Origin of the sequence: Streptomyces flavidovirens DSM 40150, from assembly GCF_000429085.1 — a bacterium.
GTDB lineage: Bacteria > Actinomycetota > Actinomycetes > Streptomycetales > Streptomycetaceae > Streptomyces > Streptomyces flavidovirens.
Window position 1 is genome coordinate 233,230 of sequence record NZ_AUBE01000011.1, and the last position, 19,114, is coordinate 252,343.

Genomic DNA, 19,114 nt, shown 5'->3' on the forward strand with positions numbered 1-19,114 from the left:
CATCATCACCTATGGGCCGGACCGCCCGGCCGCGAACCGGAGGTGATGACGTGTCAGGCAGACTCGCCAAGTCCGTCTGTACGGTGGCGCTGGCCGCCGCCACGGTGCTCACGCCACTGCCGGCCCCAGCCACCGCGGCGGCACCGGGCGCACCCACCCCTCTTCCTCCCTCCCCACCGTCCCCCGCTCCCGCACCACCCGTGGTGCTTCGCGCGCCCGGGAAGGCGACCGTCGCTGAGCTGCTGACGGAGCTCCAGCGGCTGTACCAGCGGGCCGAAGAGGCCAGTGAGACGTACAAGGCGACGGAGGAGTCCGTCAAGAAGCAGCTCGGCGAGGTGAAGAGGGTGACCGCGGGCCTGTCCAGGGCGCGGATCGCGCTCGCCGAAAGCCGGGGCGCGGCGGGCCGGCTGGCGCGCGAGCAGTACCAGGGGCTGAGCGGCCTCTCCCCGTACCTGCGGCTCCTGCTGGCGAGGGACCCGCAGCACGCCCTGACGCAGGGCCACGTACTCCAACGGGCAGCGGACGTCCGGGCGGCGACGATCGCGCGGCTGGAGCGCGGCGAGCGGCGGGCGGACGAGCTGGCGACCAGGGAACGGTCCGCTCTCGACAAACAGCAGACGCTCGCCAGGAAACAGAAGAGGCAGCGCGACGCGGTGCGGGCACGGCTCGGGGAGGTGGAGGCGCTGCTGGCGTCGCTGACGGAGGAGCAGCTGACCGGTCTGGCGCGGCTGGAGGAGCGCAGGACCGGCGCGGCGCAGCGCGACCTGCTCGCCTCCGGCGCACTCGGCAGCCCCGGCTCGGCCGCTGTGCGGGCGCCGTCGCGGCTAGGGGACCGGGCGCTGGAGTACGCCGTACGGCAGATCGGGAAGCCGTACGTGTGGGGTGCGGAGGGGCCGGGCTCCTTCGACTGCTCGGGGCTCACCTCGCAGGCGTGGGCACACGCGGAGCGGGCGATTCCGCGGACGAGCCAGGAGCAGTGGCGGCAGCTGCCGAAGGTGGCGCTGCCGGATCTGCGGCCGGGTGACCTGGTGATCTACTTCCCCAAGGCAACGCATGTGGCGATCTACCTCGGCAAGGGCCTGGTCGTCCAGGCCCCGCGTCCCGGCTCCCGAGTGAAGGTCTCCCCCATCGCGGCAAACCCCCTCCTGGGCGCGGTCCGCCCAGACCCCCAGCTGAACCCCCTCCCGTCCTACACCCCACCGAAGCTGCCACGCGGCGCGTCGGCGGGCGCTGACCGAGGCTACGGGGAGGAGTCGGCGCCGGGGGTATAGCCCTGCGGGGGGGAAGTTGCGAGGCGAGGGGCCGGAAGTCGTGAGGCGGGGTTGATCTGGCTGAGCGCGGCTCGTTTGAGCCGCGCACAGCACAGTCCAGCCCGTCCGGCGTTTGAGGACACGCCCGCAGGGCGTCCGGGGGCCTGGGGGCTTGCCCCAGTGTCGGGAAGGGGCGGGTAGGGGAACAGCGCCGCAGGCACCCGCACCCGCACCCGCACCCGCACCCGCACCCGCCCGAAAGCTACGCCCCCGCCGACGCTCCGGTGACCGAGGACAGGTACGCCGTCGTCTTTTCCGGGTCGTAGAAGAAGTTCTCGAAGTCCGACGGGTCGTTGAAGCCGTTCGCGAAGCGGTCGGCCACGGGCTGGAGGTCGCCTGCCGCACCGATCAGGTTCAGGACGTGCTCCGGCGGAACGCCCAGCATCGCGTTCGTCCACTTCGTGACGTGCTGCGCCGTGTCCCAGTACCGGTCGAACGTGGACTGCATCCACGCCTCGTCGAACGGCTGGTCACCGTGCGACGTGATCGAGGAGAGGTACGACGCCGCGCACTTGGAGGCGGAGTTGGAGCCCTGGCCCGTGACCGGGTCGTTCGCTACGACCACGTCCGCGACACCGAGGACCAGGCCGCCGGACGGAAGGCGACCGATGGGGTTGCGTACGGTCGGGGCGTACCGGCCGGCCAGCGTGCCGTTCGCGTCCGTCAGTTCGACCTTCGTCGCTCGCGCGTACTCCCAGGGCAGGAACTTCTCCATCAGTTCCAGCGTGAGGGACAGGTGCTCGGCCGGGTCCTTGACGCCCTTGAACGCGTCCACAGGGCCGCCCGGAATGCCCTCCCAGAAGAGGATGTCCGCGCGGCCGGACGTGGTGAGCGTCGGCATGACGAACAGCTCGCCGACGCCCGGCACCAGGTTGCAGCGGACCGCGTCGAACTCCGGGTGCTCGGGGCGCGGGCCGAGCCCGTGGACGTACGCCACAGCGAGTGCGCGCTGCGGGGCGTCGTACGGCGAGCGGGACGCGTCACGGCCGAACATCGAGACCAGCTCGCCCTTGCCCGCCGACACCATGACCAGGTCGTACGTACGGGAGAAGTAGTCGAGGTCGGAAACGGCCGCGCCGTGGATGACGAGCTGCCCGCCGCGCTGCGCGAACGTCTCCATCCAGCCGGCCATCTTCACGCGCTGGTCGACGGACTGGGCGTACCCGTCGAGCTTTCCGACCCAGTCGATGGCGCGGGAGGAGTCGGGGGCGGCGACGGATACGCCGAGGCCCTCGATCTTCGGGGCCTGCGACTCCCAGAAGTTGATCTGGAGGTCGCGCTCGTGCTGGAGGGCGGTGTGGAACATGCACTGCGTCGACATGACCCGGCCCGACCGGATCTCGTCCGCCGTGCGGTTGGACATCAGGGTGACCTCGTACCCGCGGGTCTGGAGTCCGAGGGCGAGCTGGAGACCGGACTGGCCGGCTCCGACTATGAGTATCTTCCGCATGACGGGATTCTCCGTTGATTAGCTGTTCGGGGGTACGCGCTATTCGGGCGTGGTGGTGAGCGCGTGGGCGACGAGGGCGAGCAGCGACTCGACCACCGTGATCCGCTTGCGCGCGTCCATGATCACGACCGGTACGTGCGGCGGCACTGTCAGGGCTTCCCTGACGTCCTCGGCCTCATACGCCGCCGTTCCCTCGAAGTGGTTGACGGCGACGATGTACGGCAGCCCGCAGCTCTCGAAGTAGTCGAGCGCGGGGAAGCAGTCCGACAGACGGCGGGTGTCAGCCATGACGACCGCACCGATCGCGCCGCGCACCAGGTCGTCCCACATGAACCAGAACCGCTGCTGGCCGGGCGTTCCGAAGACGTACAGCACGAGGTCGTCGTCGAGGGTGACGCGGCCGAAGTCCATCGCGACGGTCGTCGTGGTCTTGTCCGGCGTGGCGGTGAGGTCGTCGGTCCGCTCGCTCGCGGTGGTCATCACCGCCTCGGTCTTGAGCGGGGTGATCTCGGAGACCGAGCCGACGAACGTGGTCTTGCCTACGCCGAAGCCGCCCGCCACTACGATCTTGGTGGCTATCGGGGCCCGCGTGCGGTCGGTCTGCCAGTCACGGGCGCCTTCGTCCGCCTCGGGCGGGAGGGCCGGCAGGGGTACCTGCGGCTGGGCCGGGACCGACGGTGTGTGCCCGGTGGTGCGGGCATTGGCGGTCCGGGTCCCCGTCCCGGTAGCGGTCTCAGAGACGACGGAGTCCACTCAGCACCCTTTCGAGCAGCGCGCGGTTCGGCTGGCCGGGGGCGTGCCCGGTCCCGTACACACGGATCTTTCCCTGGTCGGCCAAGTCGCTGAGCAGCACGCGGACCACGCCCAGTGGCATCTTCAGCAGTGCGGAGATCTCCGCGACCGTACGCATACGGCGGCACAGCTCGACGATGGCCCGCAGCTCCGGCATGACGCGCGTCTGGAGGCCGCCGTTGGTCAGCTCGCGCCGCTCCTCGGGCGCCTCGATCGCCGCCACGAACGTCTCGACGAGCAGGACGTGCGTGAAGCGGGTGCGACCGCCGGTGAGCGAGTACGGGCGTACGCGGGCGGGCCTGCGGCCGTCGCCCCGTACCGGAAGTTTGGAGGGGGTGGGGGGCGGCGTCACAGGGCGCTCTCCAGCGATTTGCGCAGCTCACTGCGGAGTTCGGGGGTGAGGACGTGGCCGGCGCGGCCGACGAAGAGCGCCATGTGGTACGCCACGACGCTCATGTCGCAGTCCGGCGATCCGTGCACGCCGAGCAGCGAGCCGTCGCTGATCGACATGACGAAGAGGCTTCCCGACTCCATCGCGATCATCGTCTGCTTGACGCCGCCGCCGTCCATCAGCTTCGCCGCGCCCTGGGTGAGGCTGGCGAGTCCCGAGACGATGGTCGCCAGGTCGGCGCTCGAACCCTTCGGGCCGTCCTGGCGGACGGAAGGGGTGGTCGGTCCGACGTTCTGCGCAGGGTCTGAGGACAGGAGGAGCAGCCCGTCGGACGACACGACGGCGACCGAGAGGAGACCCGGCACTTCGTCGACGAGATTGCTCAACAGCCAGTGGAGATTGCGGGCCTCGCTACTCAGCCCGAATGTGCTGGACGCAGTCAACTGCGTGCCTCCTCAACTGTGTCCCCCTCGGTAGTGGTCTCGGTCCGGTTGTCTGTCGTGCTCTCTGCCGCGCTCTGTGTCGCGGTCTCTGTACGGTCCCCGTCGGATGAAATCTCTGCCTCTGAAATCTCTGCCTCGACGTCGCGGCGGCCCTTGATCGCGCCCTGGTGGAAGCCGCCGAGCCGGCGCCGCAGGTCGTCCGCGTCGACGGCGGCGGAACGCTCCTCGGGCTCCGCGGGGCCGGACTTGACGACCTTGGGGGTGCGCTTGGGCAGCCCCTTGTCGGTGACCGGCTCGACCCTTGTCCTGGCGGGGGCGGGCGGCTCGGAGGTGTCGTCGGTGTCGCTGTCCGCCTCCTTGCCCGCGTCCATCTCGCCTTCGGGTGCGGCGGACTGCTTGGGCAGCCGCACGGCCCAGGTCGATGCGTCGACCGGGGCCTCGGTGTCCGCGTTCCCGTCGGCGGCGCGTTCATGTGCGTCGGGGCCGATGGCGTAGGGGCCGGGGGGCGGCGTCGGCGTCGATGTCGGCGTCGGCATCGCAGCGGACTCGATGCGCGCGAGGGGCGCTGCGGGCTCGGCCAGCTCAGCGAGCTCGGCGGCCTCAGCAGGCTCAGCCGGCTCAGCCGGCTCAGCCGGCTCAGCGGGCTCGGCGTCGTCCGTCGGCTGGATCGCCTCGGCCTCGGCCACCGCCGGCTCGGGCTCGGGCTCCTGCTGCGTCTGCTCCGCGTCCGCACGGATCGTCCGCTCGGCCGCCTCCACCAGCGGGTCCTTCAGGCCCGCCCGCCGCATCCGATCCCCGGGCGCCGCGTCCGAACGCCCCGGCAGCGCGTTGGAGTTCGCCTCCGCGACAGAGCCGGGCAGGTTCAGCGTGGGCGCGTCCCCCGCCACCGGCACCGCGGGCGGCACGGCCGCCGGCGGCGCGGAAGGCAGCAGCGCGTCGGGCAGTACGACGACCGCGGCGATGCCGCCCTGCTTCTGCTCACGCAGCGTCACCCGTACGCCGTGCCGCGCCGCCAGCAACGCGGCCACGTGCAGTCCGATGCCGCCGTCGGTGCCGTCGCCCGGCTCGTACGAACCCGGTGCGGCCAGTCGCGCGTTCAGCTCCGTGAGCCGGTCCGGCGGTACGCCGATGCCCTCGTCCTGTACGGAGAGCATGACCTCGCCGCTCTCCAGGAGCCAGCCCGAGAGCTCGACCTTGGCGTCCGGCGGGGAGAACGCGGTGGCGTTCTCCAGGAGTTCCGCGAGGAGGTGGCTGAGGTCGTTGGCGGCGAAGCCCGCGACCTGGGCGTGCGGCGGGATCGACTGGATGGCCACCCGCTCGTACCGCTCGATCTCACTGACCGCCGCGCGCAGTACGTCGACGAGCGGCACCGGGGCCTGCTGCCCCTGCCCGTGCTCCGTACCGGCCAGGACCAGCAGGTTCTCGCCGTGGCGGCGCATGACGGTGGCCATGTGGTCGAGCTTGAAGAGGGTCGAGAGGCGCTCCGGGTCCTGCTCGCGCTCCTCCAGGCTCTCGATGACTCCGAGCTGGCGCTCGACGACGCCCAGCGTGCGCAGCGAGAGGTTGACGAAGGTGGAGTTGACGGTGTGGCGCATCCGCTCCAGCTGCTTGGCGGCCTCGGCGAGCTGCTCCTGGAGCTCGGCGCGCTGGGTGGCGAGGGTCTCGCGCTGGCCGATCAGGTGCGTACGGTCGGCGGAGAGCTTCTCCGCGCGGGCGCCGACCTCGGCGAGCCTGCCGTGGAGGGTGTTGAGGGAGCGTACGACCTGGGCGAACTCGTCGTTGCGTCCGGTGTAGCGGACCGGCTCGACGGCCTCGCCCGCGGTCCGCGGTTCGGCGGCCAGCCGCGCGGCGCCGAGGCGCAGTACGGCCAGCGGCTGGGTGAGCGTACGGGCGACGGCTGTGCTGACGCCGATGGCGATCAGCAGGCAGGCACCGGCCAGGGCGATCCGGATCTCCAGCGCGGTGACGTCGTCGTCGCGGAGCTGGGAGAGCCGGTTCACCTGCGCCGAGCCGAGGGAGGACTCGACGCCGCGCATCAGGTCGATACGCGCCGACAGGGCGGCCTCCGCCTTCGTACGGTCGGTGGCCAGCTCGTCGTCGGCGAGCTGCGGCTGGTCGGTGAGGCGCGCGAGGAACCGGTCGGCGGTCTTGACCTCGGGCCCCGTGACGGTGGTCTTGAGGGACTCGCGGGCGGCGTGCCCGGCGGCCTGGTCGAAGTCGGCGAGCGCGGCGAGTTCGCGTACGCGCGACTGCTGGGCCGCGGCGCTGAGCGCGTTGCGGGTGCGGACGCTCTCGGAGTCCGGGTCCTCCTCGGCCGGGACGAGGAGTCCGGTGATGGGGTCGATGCGGTTGCCGGTGTTCTCACGCGGCACGGAGAGCGCGGCGAGCAGCAGCCCGCGGGTGGCGGCGGCCTGCTCGACGGCCTGACCGAGCGCGGCGGGCGCGCGGGTGGCCTCGGCGGCGCGCGGGGGTGTCTTGTCGGCGAGCTCGTCGGCGAGGTCCTGGAGCTTCTCGATCGCCTCGGTGTACGCCTTGTGGGCCTCCAGCGCGGTGCCCTTGCCGGTCAGGGCGGACCTGCGGATGCCGGGGATCCTGGCCAGGTCGCGGCGCAGGCCGGCGGGGGCCACGAGCTCGATCTCGTCCATCTGCCGGTCGACGCGGGCGCTGTGGCTCTCCGAGAGGCCCTTGTTCTTGCCGCCGTCCCCGGTACCGCTGCCGTCGCCGTCGCCGCGTCCGGCCGCGATGTACGCGGTGACGTCGTCGCGTTCGTCGGCGAGGGAGTGGGCGAGGGTGACTGCCTGCCGGTTCAGTTCGGCGAGGGTGACCAGACGCTGGGATTCGGAGAGTTCCGAGGAGGCGCTGAGGATGGCGGGGGTACCGGCGGCGAGAACAGTGACGCCGACGACGGCCACGCCGGCGACCAGCCGACTGCGTACCCGTACGGTGCGTTCGGTCCGCTCGCCATTACCGCTATCGCCCCGAGGCCGCTTTTTCTGCACCGGTGCTCGCATTCTTGCTTGGCTCGTCTGCTCACGTGGCCGAGGTGACGACTGGTCACACAAGGGTGTGCCCCCACCCCAGGAATGGCTTCAGACCATTCCAGTGCTTTTGGGAAGAAGCCGCGCATCACGCGCTCCGCCACCTGAACGAGTGAACATCAATCAGGAGTTGGCGAACAACTCCCGTTCCGAATCGTCTCGCGGGCGCGCGGAGCGCGGGTTGGAAGTTCCGCCCAGCCTTTGGCAAGATGCGCCCCCGCAGCTTCGCGGAGTGCCTCATTCCACCCATAAACCCGTGCTCACCTGCTGGTACGGGCCAATTGGGCACCGCGGGATAGCCCTCGGGCGGCGCCCCGCCGCCTCGGGCAGACTTGGCCGCATGCGCTTCGAACTGGCCACGGCCCCCGGCGACCCCGAACGCCCCAACGAGGACTGGGCGTCTGTCGCCCTGCCTGCCGCCGGCCAGGGTGGAGCGCTCGTACTGCTGGACGGCGTGACGCCTCCGGCGGGCGATTACGGGTGTGTCCATCCGGTCCCCTGGTTCGCCGCCCGGCTCGGTGGCGCGCTACTCGAATTGTCCGCTTCGCGGCGGGATTTGAGCCTTGCCGAGGTCCTGGCGGAGGCCATTCGCCGCACCGCCGAAGCCCACCGCGACACCTGTGACCTTTCTCACGTGCGCACGCCCCAGGCGACGGTGGTCCTGGCGCGCTGGGGCACGGACGAGATCGAACACCTGGTGCTGTCGGACTCGGTACTGCTGCTGGAGTCCCCGGACGGCGGGGTGCGCGCGGTACTCGACGACCGCCTCGACCGCGTCCCCCCTGAGGTACTCGCCTCCCTCGCCGCGACCGACGCCCTGCGCAACGCCGAGGGCGGCTTCTTCACGGCGGCAGCGGATCCGGCGGTGGCCGGGCTGGCGGTGACGGGGGTGACCGCACGGACGGAGGTACGGGCCCTGGCGGCGCTCAGCGACGGGGCGTCGCGGTGGGTGGACATGTTCGGGGAGGGGGACTGGGGGGACTGTGTGGGCGTACTGCGCAAGGAGGGCGCGCAGGGTTTGATCGACCGCGTGCGGGCGCTGGAGCGGGCGGAGTCGGCCACCCCGCTGGTACGCCGCTGGAAACGGCACGACGACGCGGCGGTGGTTTACGCGGAGCTGTGAGGGGGGCGGGTGCCGTGCGGACGCGGGTGGGGGTGGGGGTTCGGGCGCGGGTGCGGGTGGGTTCGGGTGCGGGTGGGTTCGGGTGCGGGTGCGGGTGCCGGTGCGGGTGGGTTCGGGTGCGGGTTGCCTGCGGCGCTGTTCCCCTACCCGCCCCTTCCCGAAACTGGGGGCAAGCCCCCAGACCCCCGGACGCCCTGCGGCGTTTGAGGAGCAGGGTCTCTCACCCCTCCGCCCTCGCGTTCAACTGGTGCAGCAGCCGCGCCAGTTCCGCCACCTCCGCCCGGTCCCAGCCCGCCAGCTTGCGCACGTACCGGGCGCGCCGCGCATCGCGCACCCGCCGGAAGCGAGCCCGCCCCTCCTCAGTGAGCGCGACCAGCGACGCCCGCCCGTCCGCCGGGTCGGGCTCGCGTGTGACCAGGCCGAGGTCTTCCAGGGCCCGAAGCTGCCGGCTCATCGTCGCCTTGCCCACGCCGAACCACGCGGCCAGTTCCGTGGCCCGCTGCCGGTCCGCCTCGTCGAGCCGTACGAGCAGCCCGTACGCCGCCGGCTCCAGCTCGGGGTGGACCTCGCGGGCCATGTCGCCGGAAGACGCCCGGGCCCGGCGCAGAAACACAGCCAATTCACGCTCCAGCGCGAGGAATTCGCGGTCCACACCACTCCCCTCCGCCACGCGCCCGTCATCCGCTCTTCCGTTTCCGTGCACGTCGGAACTCATTGCGCGCTTTCCTCACCCTGAAGATTTCTTTCACCAGCGTCCATTGCCGCAGCTCGGCCAGTATTTCGCAGGAGTAGACCAACAGCGGCACCCGGACCCCCGGCGCGGCCACCGCCACCGACGCCGCCAAGAAGCCCGAGGGCGTGGACGACAGCAGCCTCACACCTACAAGGACTGCAGCGGCTGCGACGCCGTCATCTACACGGCGACCGGCTGCTGGAAGACCTGCGCGGCGTCAGTCCGCCGACAGCCGCGCGGCCGTCGCGACCACGGCCAGCAGGGACGAGTCACCGGCGAGCGGATGCGTCGTCGCGGTGGCGATGAAACCGGCGTCGCTCAGGTGCGTGAGCAGCAGGCCCTTCACCTTCGCGACCTGCGCGCGGTCCGGTGGTGCGTAACAGAGCACCAGGCTGCCCGACGGACGAAGCAGACGGGTGACGACCTCCAGCTCGCGGGTGGCCGCTCCGGTCCAGAAGACGTTGACGTCAACGGCGAGGATCTTGTCGAAACGGCCGAGCGAGTCGGGGTCGGCGTCGGCGAGGGCGGTGTGGCGGAACGCGGCCCTGCCCGCCGACACGGCATCGGCGTTGCGCTCACTCGCCGCCGCTACAGCCACCTCGGAGCGGTCAAGCCCCACGAACTCGCCGCGCGGCAGGCGCTGGAGGATCAGCTCGGCGGCGACACCGCGCCCGCAGCCGATCTCCAGAACGCGATCGCCGGGACGTACGTCGAGCAGGTCGACAGCCACCGTGAGCCGCTCCGGAACGCCCATGCCGCCACCTCGCCCTCACCGTCGCCCCTCCACCACCGTTCGCGTCCTATCTCCGTTGTATCCGATTACCTGCCTTTCCGCGCGGAAGGCACAGCCACTCGCCAGCCACTCCCCAGCCCCCTTCCCAGCGCCTCCCCAGCGCCTCAAGCAAGCGGAAGCCCCCCGTCCCCTCGGGCGAGGGGAGCAGGGGGCTTGCCACAGCCGGGCCACCGGCGGCGTCCGTCACGCCGCCGCCGGCACCCGTACCTCTGCCGGAGTCAGCGCGATCTCCAGGACCTGGCGGACGTCTGTCACCGGGTGGATCTCCAGCTTGTCGAGGATCTCGGCCGGGACGTCATCCAGGTCGGCCTCGTTCCGCTTCGGGATCACGACCGTCGTCGTACCCGCCCGGTGCGCCGCCAGCAGCTTCTGCTTCAGGCCGCCGATCGGCAGGACGCGCCCGGTCAGGGACACCTCGCCCGTCATGGCCACGTCCGTACGGACCAGCCGCCCGGACAGCAGCGACGCGAGGGCCGTCGTCATCGTGATGCCCGCGCTCGGGCCGTCCTTCGGTACCGCGCCCGCCGGGAAGTGGATGTGTACGCCACGGTCCTTCAGGTCGGCGACCGGCAGCTCCAGTTCCGCGCCGTGCGAGCGCAGGAAGGACAGCGCGATCTGGGCGGACTCCTTCATGACGTCGCCGAGCTGGCCCGTGAGGGTAAGACCGGCTCCGCCCGTCTCCTCGTCCGCGAGCGACGCCTCGACAAAGAGCACGTCACCGCCCGCACCCGTGACGGCGAGACCGGTGGCCACGCCCGGAACCGCCGTACGGCGCTTCGACGGGTCCTGGGCCGACTCGGGGACGTGGTGCGGCCGGCCGATCAGGGCGCGGAGGTCACCGTCCGTGATCGTGAGCGGCAGCTCCTGCTCGCCGAACTCGTGCTTGGCCGCCACCTTGCGCAGGAGGCGTGCCACCGACCGCTCCAGGTTCCGTACGCCCGCCTCGCGGGTGTACTCCCCCGCCAGCTTGCGCAGCGCGGACTCGTCCAGCGTGACCTCGCCCGGTTCCAAGCCCGACCGCTCCAGCTGGCGCGGCAGCAGGTGGTCGCGGGCGATGACGACCTTCTCGTCCTCCGTGTAACCGTCGAGCCTGACCAGCTCCATGCGGTCGAGCAGCGCCTCCGGGATCGCTTCCAGGACGTTGGCGGTCGCGAGGAAGACCACGTCGGAGAGGTCCAGCTCGACCTCCAGGTAGTGGTCGCGGAACGTGTGGTTCTGGGCGGGGTCGAGGACTTCGAGGAGCGCCGCGGCCGGGTCGCCGCGGAAGTCGGACCCCACCTTGTCGATCTCGTCGAGCAGGACGACGGGGTTCATCGACCCGGCTTCCTTGATGGCGCGCACGATCCGCCCCGGAAGAGCCCCGACGTACGTACGACGGTGTCCGCGGATCTCCGCCTCGTCGCGTACGCCGCCGAGCGCGACCCGTACGAACTTGCGGCCCATCGCGTGCGCGACGGACTCGCCGAGCGACGTCTTGCCGACGCCGGGCGGCCCGACGAGCGCGAGCACGGCGCCGCCGCGACGACCGCCGACCACACCGAGTCCGCGGTCGGCCCGGCGCTTGCGCACCGCGAGGTACTCGGTGATGCGCTCCTTCACGTCCTCCAGGCCGGCGTGCTCGGCGTCCAGGACCGCCTTGGCGCCCCGGATGTCGTACTGGTCCTCGGTCCGCTCGGTCCACGGCAGCTCAAGAACGGTGTCGAGCCAGGTCCGGATCCAGGACCCCTCGGGGGACTGGTCGGACGACCGCTCCAGCTTGTCGACTTCCTTGAGGGCGGCTTCACGCACCTTCTCGGGAAGGTCGGCGGCCTCGACGCGGGCCCGGTAGTCGTCGGACTCGTCCTCGCCGTCCTTGCCGTTGATCTCGCGCAGTTCCTTGCGTACGGCGTCGAGCTGGCGGCGCAGCAGGAACTCGCGCTGCTGCTTGTCCACGCCCTCCTGCACGTCCTTGGCGATGGACTCGGCGACGTCCTGCTCGGCGAGGTGCTCGCTGAGCCACTTCACGGCGAGCTTGAGCCGGAGCACCGGGTCGGCAGTCTCGAGGAGCTCGACCTTCTGGGAGGTGGTGAGGAAGGGCGAGTAGCCGGAGTTGTCGGCGAGGGCGGAGACGTCCTCGATCTGCTGGACACGGTCGACGACCTGCCAGGCGCCGCGCTTCTTCAGCCAGCTGGTGGCGAGTGCCTTGTACTCCTTGACCAGCTCGGTGACCGCTCCGGGGAGGGGATCGGGCACCGCCTCGTCGACGCCCGTGCCTTCGACCCACAGCGCGGCGCCGGGTCCGGTCGTCCCGGCACCGATCCGCACGCGGCTGCGGCCACGGATCAGGGCGCCGGGGTCACCGTCGGAAAGCCGCCCGACCTGCTCGACCGTGCCCAGGACGCCGATCGCGGCGTACGTACCGTCGATGCGCGGAACGAGCAGGACCTGCGGCTTGTTGCCACTGGAACGGGCGGCGGCCTGGGCGGCCTCCACGGCGGCGCGTACGTCGGTGTCGGAGAGGTCCAGAGGCACCACCATTCCCGGCAGCACGACCTCGTCATCGAGCGGCAGCACGGGCAGGGTGAGCGGATTGGACGTCGATGCCATGATCTCCCCTTCGGCAGTGAACTTGAGCTATGCCGACTCAATGCTTAGGCGCATCCGAATGTTCCCCGGCCGCGCGGCCGTTCGCTGTCAGCGATCACCCTTGTCCTGCGGTGCTGCTCAGCGGGTGGCGAGGCGGCGTTCGAGAGGGGTGCGGTAGCAGGGTGTGACGCGGGTGCCGTCGAAGAAGGCGGTAAGCCGCTCGATTTCGGTGTCGACGGCGGCGCGGGCTTCGCGGCCGATGTCGGTGAGGAAGTGGTGGTTTATGTGGCCGTCGGGGTGCTGGGCCCAGGCGCCGACGATGCGGCCGTTCCACCAGGTGGTGGGGCCGATGTTGCCATTGCGGTCGAAGAGGGCCTTGGCGTGGGCGGGGTCGAGGTACCAGTCGCGGTGGCGCCAGCCCATGGCGGTGGGGTCCAAACCCGGCAGGAGAGCGGCCGCGGGTTCGAGGGGCGGCTCGGCGTCGAGGTCTTCGGGCAGGAGGTAGCCGGTGCCGTGGTGGAGTTCGACGGCCTGGGCTCCGGTGGCGGCCAGGGCCTTGCGGGTGTCGGTGAGGTTCCAGCCGGTCCACCACTTCACATCGTCGGCGGTGACGGGGCCGAACGCCTTCACGTAGTGGCGGGCGAGCGTGGCCTTCGCCTCCGCGTCAGGTAGGTGTGAAAGGGGCCGGGCCGGGGCCCAGCGGAACTGGGCGGAGGTCCACGAGCCGGCGGGGCGGGAGCGGCGGATACGGCCCTCGGCGGCGAGTACACCGAGGACCGGTGTGCTGGCGCGCTGGCGGGACTCGTACGGCTTGCCGGGGAAGGTGACGATCTGCTCGCGCAGGTCGGGTACGTCGGCGGCGAGCTGGGCCGCGGTGGCCTCACCGCGCGCGGTGAGAGCGGCGACTGTGGCCTGCTCGACTGCCGTGTAACGCGGTTCGTCCCACCCAACGCCGTCACGGAGTTTCGCCATGGCGTCGGTGCGGTGGCGTGTGGCGTCACGGACGGTCGCGGACTGGACGGTCGGGGCGAGCTGGGCGGGGACGACGAACATGGTGCGGCGCATGCACCGGATGCGCTCCAGTACCGGGACGCCGGTGGGCGTGGCGTAGAGGGACCGTTCGATGGCGGCGGCGGTGGGCCGGCGCATGCGGGCGGCCGCGGCGAGGAACACGGTGGCAGGGTCGGTCGCGTGCAGGCCGACCAAGGCCTCCGTGACCGCCTCGGCTGTCTTCTCCCGCACGGATGGTGCGAGGAGGTGACGGCGTACGAGGCGGTCGCGCCGCTGGCCGGGGGTGATGGAGGGCAGGGTGGTCATGCGGTGAGTGGGGTGCTTTCAGTGGGTGTCGTGGACGCAGAAGGGCTGGCTCGAGGGGTCGAAGAGGACCGTCGAGTGCTTTCCGCCTGGTTGGTGGCCGGGTTTGGTGGCGCCCAGTTCCACAAGGCACGTCTCGGCCGCCGCGCCAGGTCAGCGGACGACTTTGATGCCGAAGTGGCCGCCGAACTGGTGGCCCAGGCCGAAGCCGATGGCGGAGTGCATGTGTGCGTACATCTCCATGCCGCGGGCGCAGACGAGCGGGCCGAGGTCGAGGATGTCGGTCCAGCCGTAGGACCTCAGCAGCTCCGTGGCCTGTTGCTTGGCGCCCGTGTCGTCGCCGGCGACGAACATGGTGTGATCCCCGGCGCCGACGCTCGCCGGGTTGACGACGGTGGTCTGCTCCTGGGTGACGAAGGACTTCACGACCTTGGTCCGGGGCAGGGCGCGCTGGATTTGCTCGCCGAGGCTGTCGCTGTCGCACGGGTCCAGCTTCGGCATGATCCCCCACGGCGTGGGCCAGGGATGTTCCGGGGTGTGCTGGTAGACGAACGGGACGGCGTAGTCGATGAGCGTCTTGCCGGCGAGCTGGTCGGCGATGACGGACAGCGCCTTGACGGCGTTGTGGCCGTCGATGCCGTTGATCACCAGACCGTCTGAGGCGGCCGCGGCGTCGCCGAAGGAGTGCAGCTCGATGCCGGGGTGTTCGGCGAGGAACTCCTTGAAGGGCGGGGTGCCCATCATGTCGGGCTCGGTGCGGGCCAGGGTGGCCTCGGGGTCGCGCGTACCGACGTGGACCTCGTGGCCCAGTTCGGCGAGCTTGGCGATGTGGGCGCGGGCCCCGCCGCCGGTACCGAGCACAGCGATCTTCATGGTGGAATCTCCCGATTTGCTCCGTTCGGACATCTCCACCGTAGGACCATTTCAGGACAGAGCATGTCCTCTAACACCGCCATGATGGAATTCATGACGAGCGACATGACCACCCGCGTGCTGCGACTGCTGTCCCTGCTCCAGACCCGGCGGGAATGGTCCGGCGCCGACCTGGCCGTACGCCTGGGGGTGACCGTACGCACCGTCCGCCGCGACATCGACCGCCTGCGCGACCTCGGCTACCCCCTCGACAGCGCCCGCGGCCACGCCGGCGGTTACCGCCTCACCTCCGGCAGCGACCTGCCGCCGCTCCTCCTCGAGGACGAGGAGGCCGTCGCCGTCGCCGTGGCCCTGCGCACCGCCGCCGGCGGCCTCACCGGCATCGAGGAGTCCGCCCTACGGGCCCTGGCCAAACTCGAACAGGTCCTCCCCAGCCGCCTGCGCGGCCAGGTCACCGCCCTGCAGACCTCCCTCGCCAACATCACCTGGGAGGAACGAGGGCCGCGCGCCGACCCCGCCCTGCTGGCCACGCTCGCCGTCGCCTGCCGCGACCACGAGATCATCACCTTCGACTACACCACCCGCCACCACGCCGCTACCCGGCGCCGCGTCGAGCCGTGCCACCTGGTCGACTCCGGCGGCCTGTGGTACCTCCTCGCTTACGACACCGACAAGGACGACTGGCGTCTCTTCCGCCTCGACCGCACCACCGACGCCGTACCCACCGGCCGGCGCGTCCCGGCCCGCGCGGTACCCGGCGACGACCCCGCCGCCTTCGTGGCAAGCCGACTGTCCACGGCCCCCACCCGCTACCGCGCCATCGCCACCGTCCATGCCCCCGTCGACCAGGTACACGCCCGCACCCGTGGCCTGGCCACCCGCCTGACCCCCATCGACGAGCACACCTGCCGCCTCGACGCCTCCGACGACCACCTGCCCCGTATCGCCCAGACCCTCGCCGGCCTCGACTGGGACTACACCCTCGACGCCGACCCCGAGATCATCGACCACCTCCGCGCCACCGCCCACCGCGCCCTGCACGCCATGAGCTGACACCGCAGCCGGCGGCACGCGGTCACAGCGGACCCGGAAGCGCCCGTCCCAGCCGTGCGAGCGGGGACAGAGCCATGAGCACGGGAGACAACATCATGCCCGCGGCCGTCACCAGGAGACTGGTGCGCAACCCCCACTCCATCGCGAGAAATCCGCCGAGCAGGGAGCCGAGCGGGGCCATCCCCATGCCGACAAACGTGATCGTCGCGGCCGCGCGGCCCTGCATCCGGTCAGGAGTGACGGCCTGCCGCACCGCCATGACCGTGACATTCACCAACTGGCCGGCGGTCCCGAACACGAAGTTGATCGCCAGCAGCGCGGAAACCGTCACCGCCGAGGAGCCGTGCAGCGCGGGCACACACAGGAACGCTCCGTCGCCGAGTGCCGCCGCGGCCACGAGCACCGTGCCGTAACCGAACCGGCTCGGCAAGCGGGCGGCGAGCACCGAGCCCAGGAGCGCGCCCGGTCCCGTCGCCGCAAGCGCCAGCCCGACGGTGGTGCCCGACAGGTGCAGTTCCCGCGGCAGGAAGAGCAGATAGACGGTCATCATGGCCGCGAAGGAGAACTGGAAGGCGGCCGAGGCGAGGCATACGGTCCGCAGCGAGGTATCGCCGACGACAAAGCGGAGGCCCTCGTGGATCCGCCGCCATAGCCGAGGGGGACGTTCCGAGCGTTCCGGGATCGATTCGGTCCGGCGGATCCGTCGGATCGACAGGAACGACAGCGCGAAAAACACCGCGCTGGAGGCGGCAGCGATCGGCGCCGACAGCAGTGACACCAACGCACCGCCGAGGGCGGGACCGCCAATCTGCGCCGCGGACCGGCTGCCCTCAAGCGCGCTGTTGCCCCGCAGCAACTGATCGCGTTTCACCAGCCGTACGAGAGAAGCCTGGTATGCCACGTCGAAGAACACGGACAGAGCCCCGACGGCGAAGGCGACCAAGAGCAGCACGGGCAGGCCGAGCCAACCGAGGAGACCGGCCGCGGCGGCGGCGCCCAGTATCAGGGTTCGGCCGGCGTCCGTCAGCACCATCACCGTGCGGGTCCGCCACCGGTCCACCCAGGCGCCGACGAAGAGCGAGAGCAACAGCAGCGGCGCCTGCCCCACCGCGCGCAGGACGCCCAACTCGCCGGCGCCGGCGTTGAGCGTCAGGACGGCGAAGAGCGGGAGAACGACCAGAGCGGTGTGTTCGCCGAGCTGGGAGGCCGTCTGCCCCACCCAGAGTCTGCGGAAGTCGCGATCCCGCCACAGACGTGGCGCAACAGATCGACTGGAACCGGACACATCAGAGAAAGCGGACGGCACGAAGATCCCTCGTAATGCCGACGACGAGGCCCATAACCCGGCGCACACCAGGTGCGCCTGCGATTCAGGCAGGGGAAGGCTCGCTGTGCCGCGACATCAAGGGCAGCACGCGATGACAGGCAGCCGATGACGGCCTACAACGTCAACGCGCGCTCGGACGACCGGGCATGTCTTAGCTCCTCATTGGTCACTCGCCGCACCGAACACTAACCCTCGACGGCTCGGCGAGAAAGGCGATTTGGGCCCGCTGCAAACGACCGGTCCCCGGTCCGGCCCGCACAGCTTCGGCGGCTGACAGCCGGAGCAATCCTCACGCCGCAGGTCCAGCTCCACCGGCCAGGCACAGCCCCACCGCACAGGCCACCGGGGAGACCCCACACGGTCTCTCGCGCTGCCGAGCGCATACCATGTAATGGACGCCGCGCAGTATGATCTATTACCCAAGGAGTGCGGATGACGCAGCAGGAGCCGTTCGATTCGACCGCCGACGCCGTCCGCGCCTGGGTCGACGGCTGGGTAGTGTCGCGAGGCGCGGCGGACCCGGTGCCGCAGCCCTGGGGCCTCACGGTCGACGTCGGGCTCCCGCACCATGCCACCCGGCACGTCATGACCCACGCCGACGAGGCGACGGTCCGCAAGCTGGCCGAGGCGTACGGCGCGCCGGCCGTCTCGCTCAAGATGTTCCTGGAGCCGGACACCGTCATGCCGTGGCTCGGCCGGGAGTGGATATCCGACGGACCCGGCTGGCTGATGACAACACCACTACGGCCGTCGCCCGAAACCGCCGCCCCGGACGGCTACACGCTCAAGTCCTGGCGCAGGGGCGGCGTAACCCGCCTCCTTGCCCTCGCCCCTGACGGCGGATTCGCCGCACGTGGCCAGGTCGCGCCGACCGGCAGGACCGCAGTCGTGGACCAGGTCGAGACCGACGCCGCGCACCGGCGCAAGGGGCTGGGCGCGCTGGTGATGCGTACGCTCCAGGGCGCGGCGTACGAACAGGGCGCCACGGTCGGGGTCCTGGGGGCGACGACGGACGGGCGCGGGCTGTACGAGGCGCTGGGATGGCAGGTGTACGCCCCGCTGGTCGGCGTAACGTACTCGGCCGACCCAACCTAGGGGGAGCCTGCCTCGGTCCGATATGGCACGGACGGTGAACCGCGTTCGCCTCACCCCGGCGCAGAGGGCGGCGCCCCGCGTTTCGGCTCCTGCCACGTGCGACTGCGGGCCGAGCGCTCGACTCGTACATCGAGGCGCAGGTGCACGGCGATATCGATCTGTCGCGCGACGCGGAGGCGCTGGTTACTCAATGCCGAGGCACTCGGTCACGCGGCGGCTTCCGTCGTACGGGAGCCGGAGGCTTGGGCGGAGTGGGCTCACAGGACGAGGTGCTCCAGTACGTCAAGCAGTTGTGGCATGTAATCGCGCGGTACGGAGGGGAACTGGGCGACGTATGAGACGCAGTGGGGGTACGCAACTCTACGGACCCGCCGAGTTCGGCGGGCTGGCGAGCCAAGGCATCATTGCCCGCCCAGGCAGCAGCCCAGCTCCGCCTTGACGTGGTTCGGTTGTGGGCCGTTGATGCGCGACGAATCCCGCACTTGATGAATCTCAATGCCCCACAAACTCCACCCGTCACAGCCGTTTCGCTTCCAGCCGTCACGGGATCGTTTTCGTCCCACGCCGGCGCATAGCTCTACGGTGGCCGGGCGGTCGCCGGTCGTAGGGCGCCGGTCGTCCGAGGCCACGGGCAGTGGTGCCCACCACCCAGCCACACCAGCAACGGGCTTGTGGTTCGGCCGATCACCGGCCGGGGTGGACGCCGTACTCAGCCGAGTCCCCCCATTCAACTGTCGCGCCCCACCCGCAGTCGCGAGGGTCCGCAGGTCGACCCGGTCGGCCGGTCTTCCACCGGCGTGGGCGTGGTGTGCGT

16 protein-coding genes and 1 pseudogene are annotated in these 19,114 nt (G+C 71.0%); 5 read left to right on the forward strand and 12 right to left on the reverse strand.

The genetic code is table 11. From position 1 onward, the window contains the following. Window positions 1-50: 50 nt before the first annotated feature. Window positions 51-1,271 (forward strand): C40 family peptidase, encoded by a 1,221-nt coding sequence (locus tag G412_RS0117630; RefSeq protein WP_028813248.1) that lies wholly within the window; start codon window positions 51-53, stop codon window positions 1,269-1,271. A gap of 241 nt (window positions 1,272-1,512) precedes the next feature. Here G412_RS0117630 and G412_RS0117635 read toward each other — a convergent pair whose 3' ends face one another. The 5 genes from G412_RS0117635 to G412_RS0117655 form a co-directional block, all read right to left on the reverse strand. Next, the gene (locus G412_RS0117635) at window positions 1,513-2,760 is read right to left on the reverse strand and encodes a styrene monooxygenase/indole monooxygenase family protein (RefSeq protein ID WP_028813249.1); all 1,248 of its coding nucleotides are present in this window, start codon (window positions 2,758-2,760) and stop codon (window positions 1,513-1,515) included. Between the two features lie 39 nt (window positions 2,761-2,799). Further along, the gene (locus G412_RS0117640) at window positions 2,800-3,408 is read right to left on the reverse strand and encodes a GTP-binding protein (RefSeq protein ID WP_028813250.1); all 609 of its coding nucleotides are present in this window, start codon (window positions 3,406-3,408) and stop codon (window positions 2,800-2,802) included. Window positions 3,409-3,493: 85 nt separating this feature from the next. Continuing rightward, entirely contained in the window at window positions 3,494-3,904 is a 411-nt protein-coding gene (locus G412_RS0117645; protein WP_028813251.1) for a DUF742 domain-containing protein, read from the reverse strand. Beyond that, window positions 3,901-4,386, reverse strand: a complete 486-nt coding sequence (locus G412_RS0117650) for a roadblock/LC7 domain-containing protein (RefSeq protein ID WP_028813252.1) — start codon at window positions 4,384-4,386, stop codon at window positions 3,901-3,903. Before G412_RS0117650 ends, G412_RS0117645 begins: the two co-directional genes overlap by 4 nt. Next, complete coding sequence (locus tag G412_RS0117655; RefSeq protein WP_028813253.1) at window positions 4,383-7,385, reverse strand: sensor histidine kinase; 3,003 nt, start codon at window positions 7,383-7,385, stop codon at window positions 4,383-4,385. The genes G412_RS0117650 and G412_RS0117655 overlap by 4 nt, the downstream gene beginning before the upstream one ends. Window positions 7,386-7,764: 379 nt before the next feature. Between G412_RS0117655 and G412_RS0117665 the strand changes: the two genes are divergently transcribed. Continuing rightward, window positions 7,765-8,547, forward strand: coding sequence for a protein phosphatase 2C domain-containing protein (locus G412_RS0117665; protein ID WP_028813254.1), 783 nt, complete (start codon window positions 7,765-7,767; stop codon window positions 8,545-8,547). Between the two features lie 220 nt (window positions 8,548-8,767). Here the strand turns inward: G412_RS0117665 and G412_RS0117670 are convergent, their stop codons facing one another. From G412_RS0117670 to G412_RS0117690, 6 genes and pseudogenes are all read right to left on the reverse strand, one after another. Continuing rightward, window positions 8,768-9,262, reverse strand: coding sequence for a MarR family winged helix-turn-helix transcriptional regulator (locus tag G412_RS0117670; RefSeq protein ID WP_051338425.1), 495 nt, complete (start codon window positions 9,260-9,262; stop codon window positions 8,768-8,770). Window positions 9,263-9,497: 235 nt separating this feature from the next. Beyond that, window positions 9,498-10,034, reverse strand: coding sequence for an SAM-dependent methyltransferase (locus G412_RS37215; protein WP_051338426.1), 537 nt, complete (start codon window positions 10,032-10,034; stop codon window positions 9,498-9,500). Between the two features lie 222 nt (window positions 10,035-10,256). Next, a complete protein-coding gene (lon, locus tag G412_RS0117680; protein WP_028813256.1) occupies window positions 10,257-12,659 on the reverse strand; it encodes an endopeptidase La in 2,403 nt (800 codons plus the stop codon). Window positions 12,660-12,776: 117 nt separating this feature from the next. Next, the gene (locus tag G412_RS0117685; protein ID WP_028813257.1) at window positions 12,777-13,955 is read right to left on the reverse strand and encodes a winged helix DNA-binding domain-containing protein; all 1,179 of its coding nucleotides are present in this window, start codon (window positions 13,953-13,955) and stop codon (window positions 12,777-12,779) included. Window positions 13,956-13,973: 18 nt separating this feature from the next. After that, window positions 13,974-14,084, reverse strand: a pseudogene (locus G412_RS39705) (VOC family protein); the annotation flags it as partial. A 21-nt stretch (window positions 14,085-14,105) separates the two neighbouring features. Further along, on the reverse strand, window positions 14,106-14,825 hold the full coding sequence (locus G412_RS0117690) for an NADPH-dependent F420 reductase (RefSeq protein ID WP_028813258.1): 720 nt from the start codon (window positions 14,823-14,825) through the stop codon (window positions 14,106-14,108). A 93-nt stretch (window positions 14,826-14,918) separates the two neighbouring features. On the opposite strand from G412_RS0117690, the gene G412_RS0117695 reads away from it, so the two are divergent. Then, a complete protein-coding gene (locus G412_RS0117695; RefSeq protein ID WP_037649113.1) occupies window positions 14,919-15,878 on the forward strand; it encodes a WYL domain-containing protein in 960 nt (319 codons plus the stop codon). 22 nt (window positions 15,879-15,900) lie between these two features. On the opposite strand, the gene G412_RS0117700 is transcribed toward G412_RS0117695, so the two are convergent. Further along, the gene (locus tag G412_RS0117700; protein WP_078607088.1) at window positions 15,901-17,184 is read right to left on the reverse strand and encodes an MFS transporter; all 1,284 of its coding nucleotides are present in this window, start codon (window positions 17,182-17,184) and stop codon (window positions 15,901-15,903) included. Between the two features lie 453 nt (window positions 17,185-17,637). Here G412_RS0117700 and G412_RS34895 point away from each other — a divergent pair, with 453 nt between their 5' ends. Beyond that, the gene (locus G412_RS34895) at window positions 17,638-18,300 is read left to right on the forward strand and encodes a GNAT family N-acetyltransferase (protein WP_037649072.1); all 663 of its coding nucleotides are present in this window, start codon (window positions 17,638-17,640) and stop codon (window positions 18,298-18,300) included. An 89-nt stretch (window positions 18,301-18,389) separates the two neighbouring features. Continuing rightward, complete coding sequence (locus G412_RS40515) at window positions 18,390-18,638, forward strand: DUF3626 domain-containing protein (RefSeq protein WP_078607090.1); 249 nt, start codon at window positions 18,390-18,392, stop codon at window positions 18,636-18,638. Window positions 18,639-19,114: the final 476 nt, after the last annotated feature.

What these genes read in the sequence shown, in the direction of transcription:
- lon (WP_028813256.1), bottom strand. Translation starts at nt 12,659, where the DNA reads ATGGCATCGACGTCCAATCCGCTCACCCTGCCCGTGCTGCCGCTCGAT.
- G412_RS0117635 (WP_028813249.1), bottom strand. Translation starts at nt 2,760, where the DNA reads ATGCGGAAGATACTCATAGTCGGAGCCGGCCAGTCCGGTCTCCAGCTC.
- G412_RS37215 (WP_051338426.1), bottom strand. Translation starts at nt 10,034, where the DNA reads ATGGGCGTTCCGGAGCGGCTCACGGTGGCTGTCGACCTGCTCGACGTA.
- G412_RS0117695 (WP_037649113.1), top strand. Translation starts at nt 14,919, where the DNA reads ATGACGAGCGACATGACCACCCGCGTGCTGCGACTGCTGTCCCTGCTC.
- G412_RS0117685 (WP_028813257.1), bottom strand. Translation starts at nt 13,955, where the DNA reads ATGACCACCCTGCCCTCCATCACCCCCGGCCAGCGGCGCGACCGCCTC.
- G412_RS0117665 (WP_028813254.1), top strand. Translation starts at nt 7,765, where the DNA reads ATGCGCTTCGAACTGGCCACGGCCCCCGGCGACCCCGAACGCCCCAAC.
- G412_RS0117690 (WP_028813258.1), bottom strand. Translation starts at nt 14,825, where the DNA reads ATGAAGATCGCTGTGCTCGGTACCGGCGGCGGGGCCCGCGCCCACATC.
- G412_RS0117670 (WP_051338425.1), bottom strand. Translation starts at nt 9,262, where the DNA reads ATGAGTTCCGACGTGCACGGAAACGGAAGAGCGGATGACGGGCGCGTG.
- G412_RS34895 (WP_037649072.1), top strand. Translation starts at nt 17,638, where the DNA reads ATGACGCAGCAGGAGCCGTTCGATTCGACCGCCGACGCCGTCCGCGCC.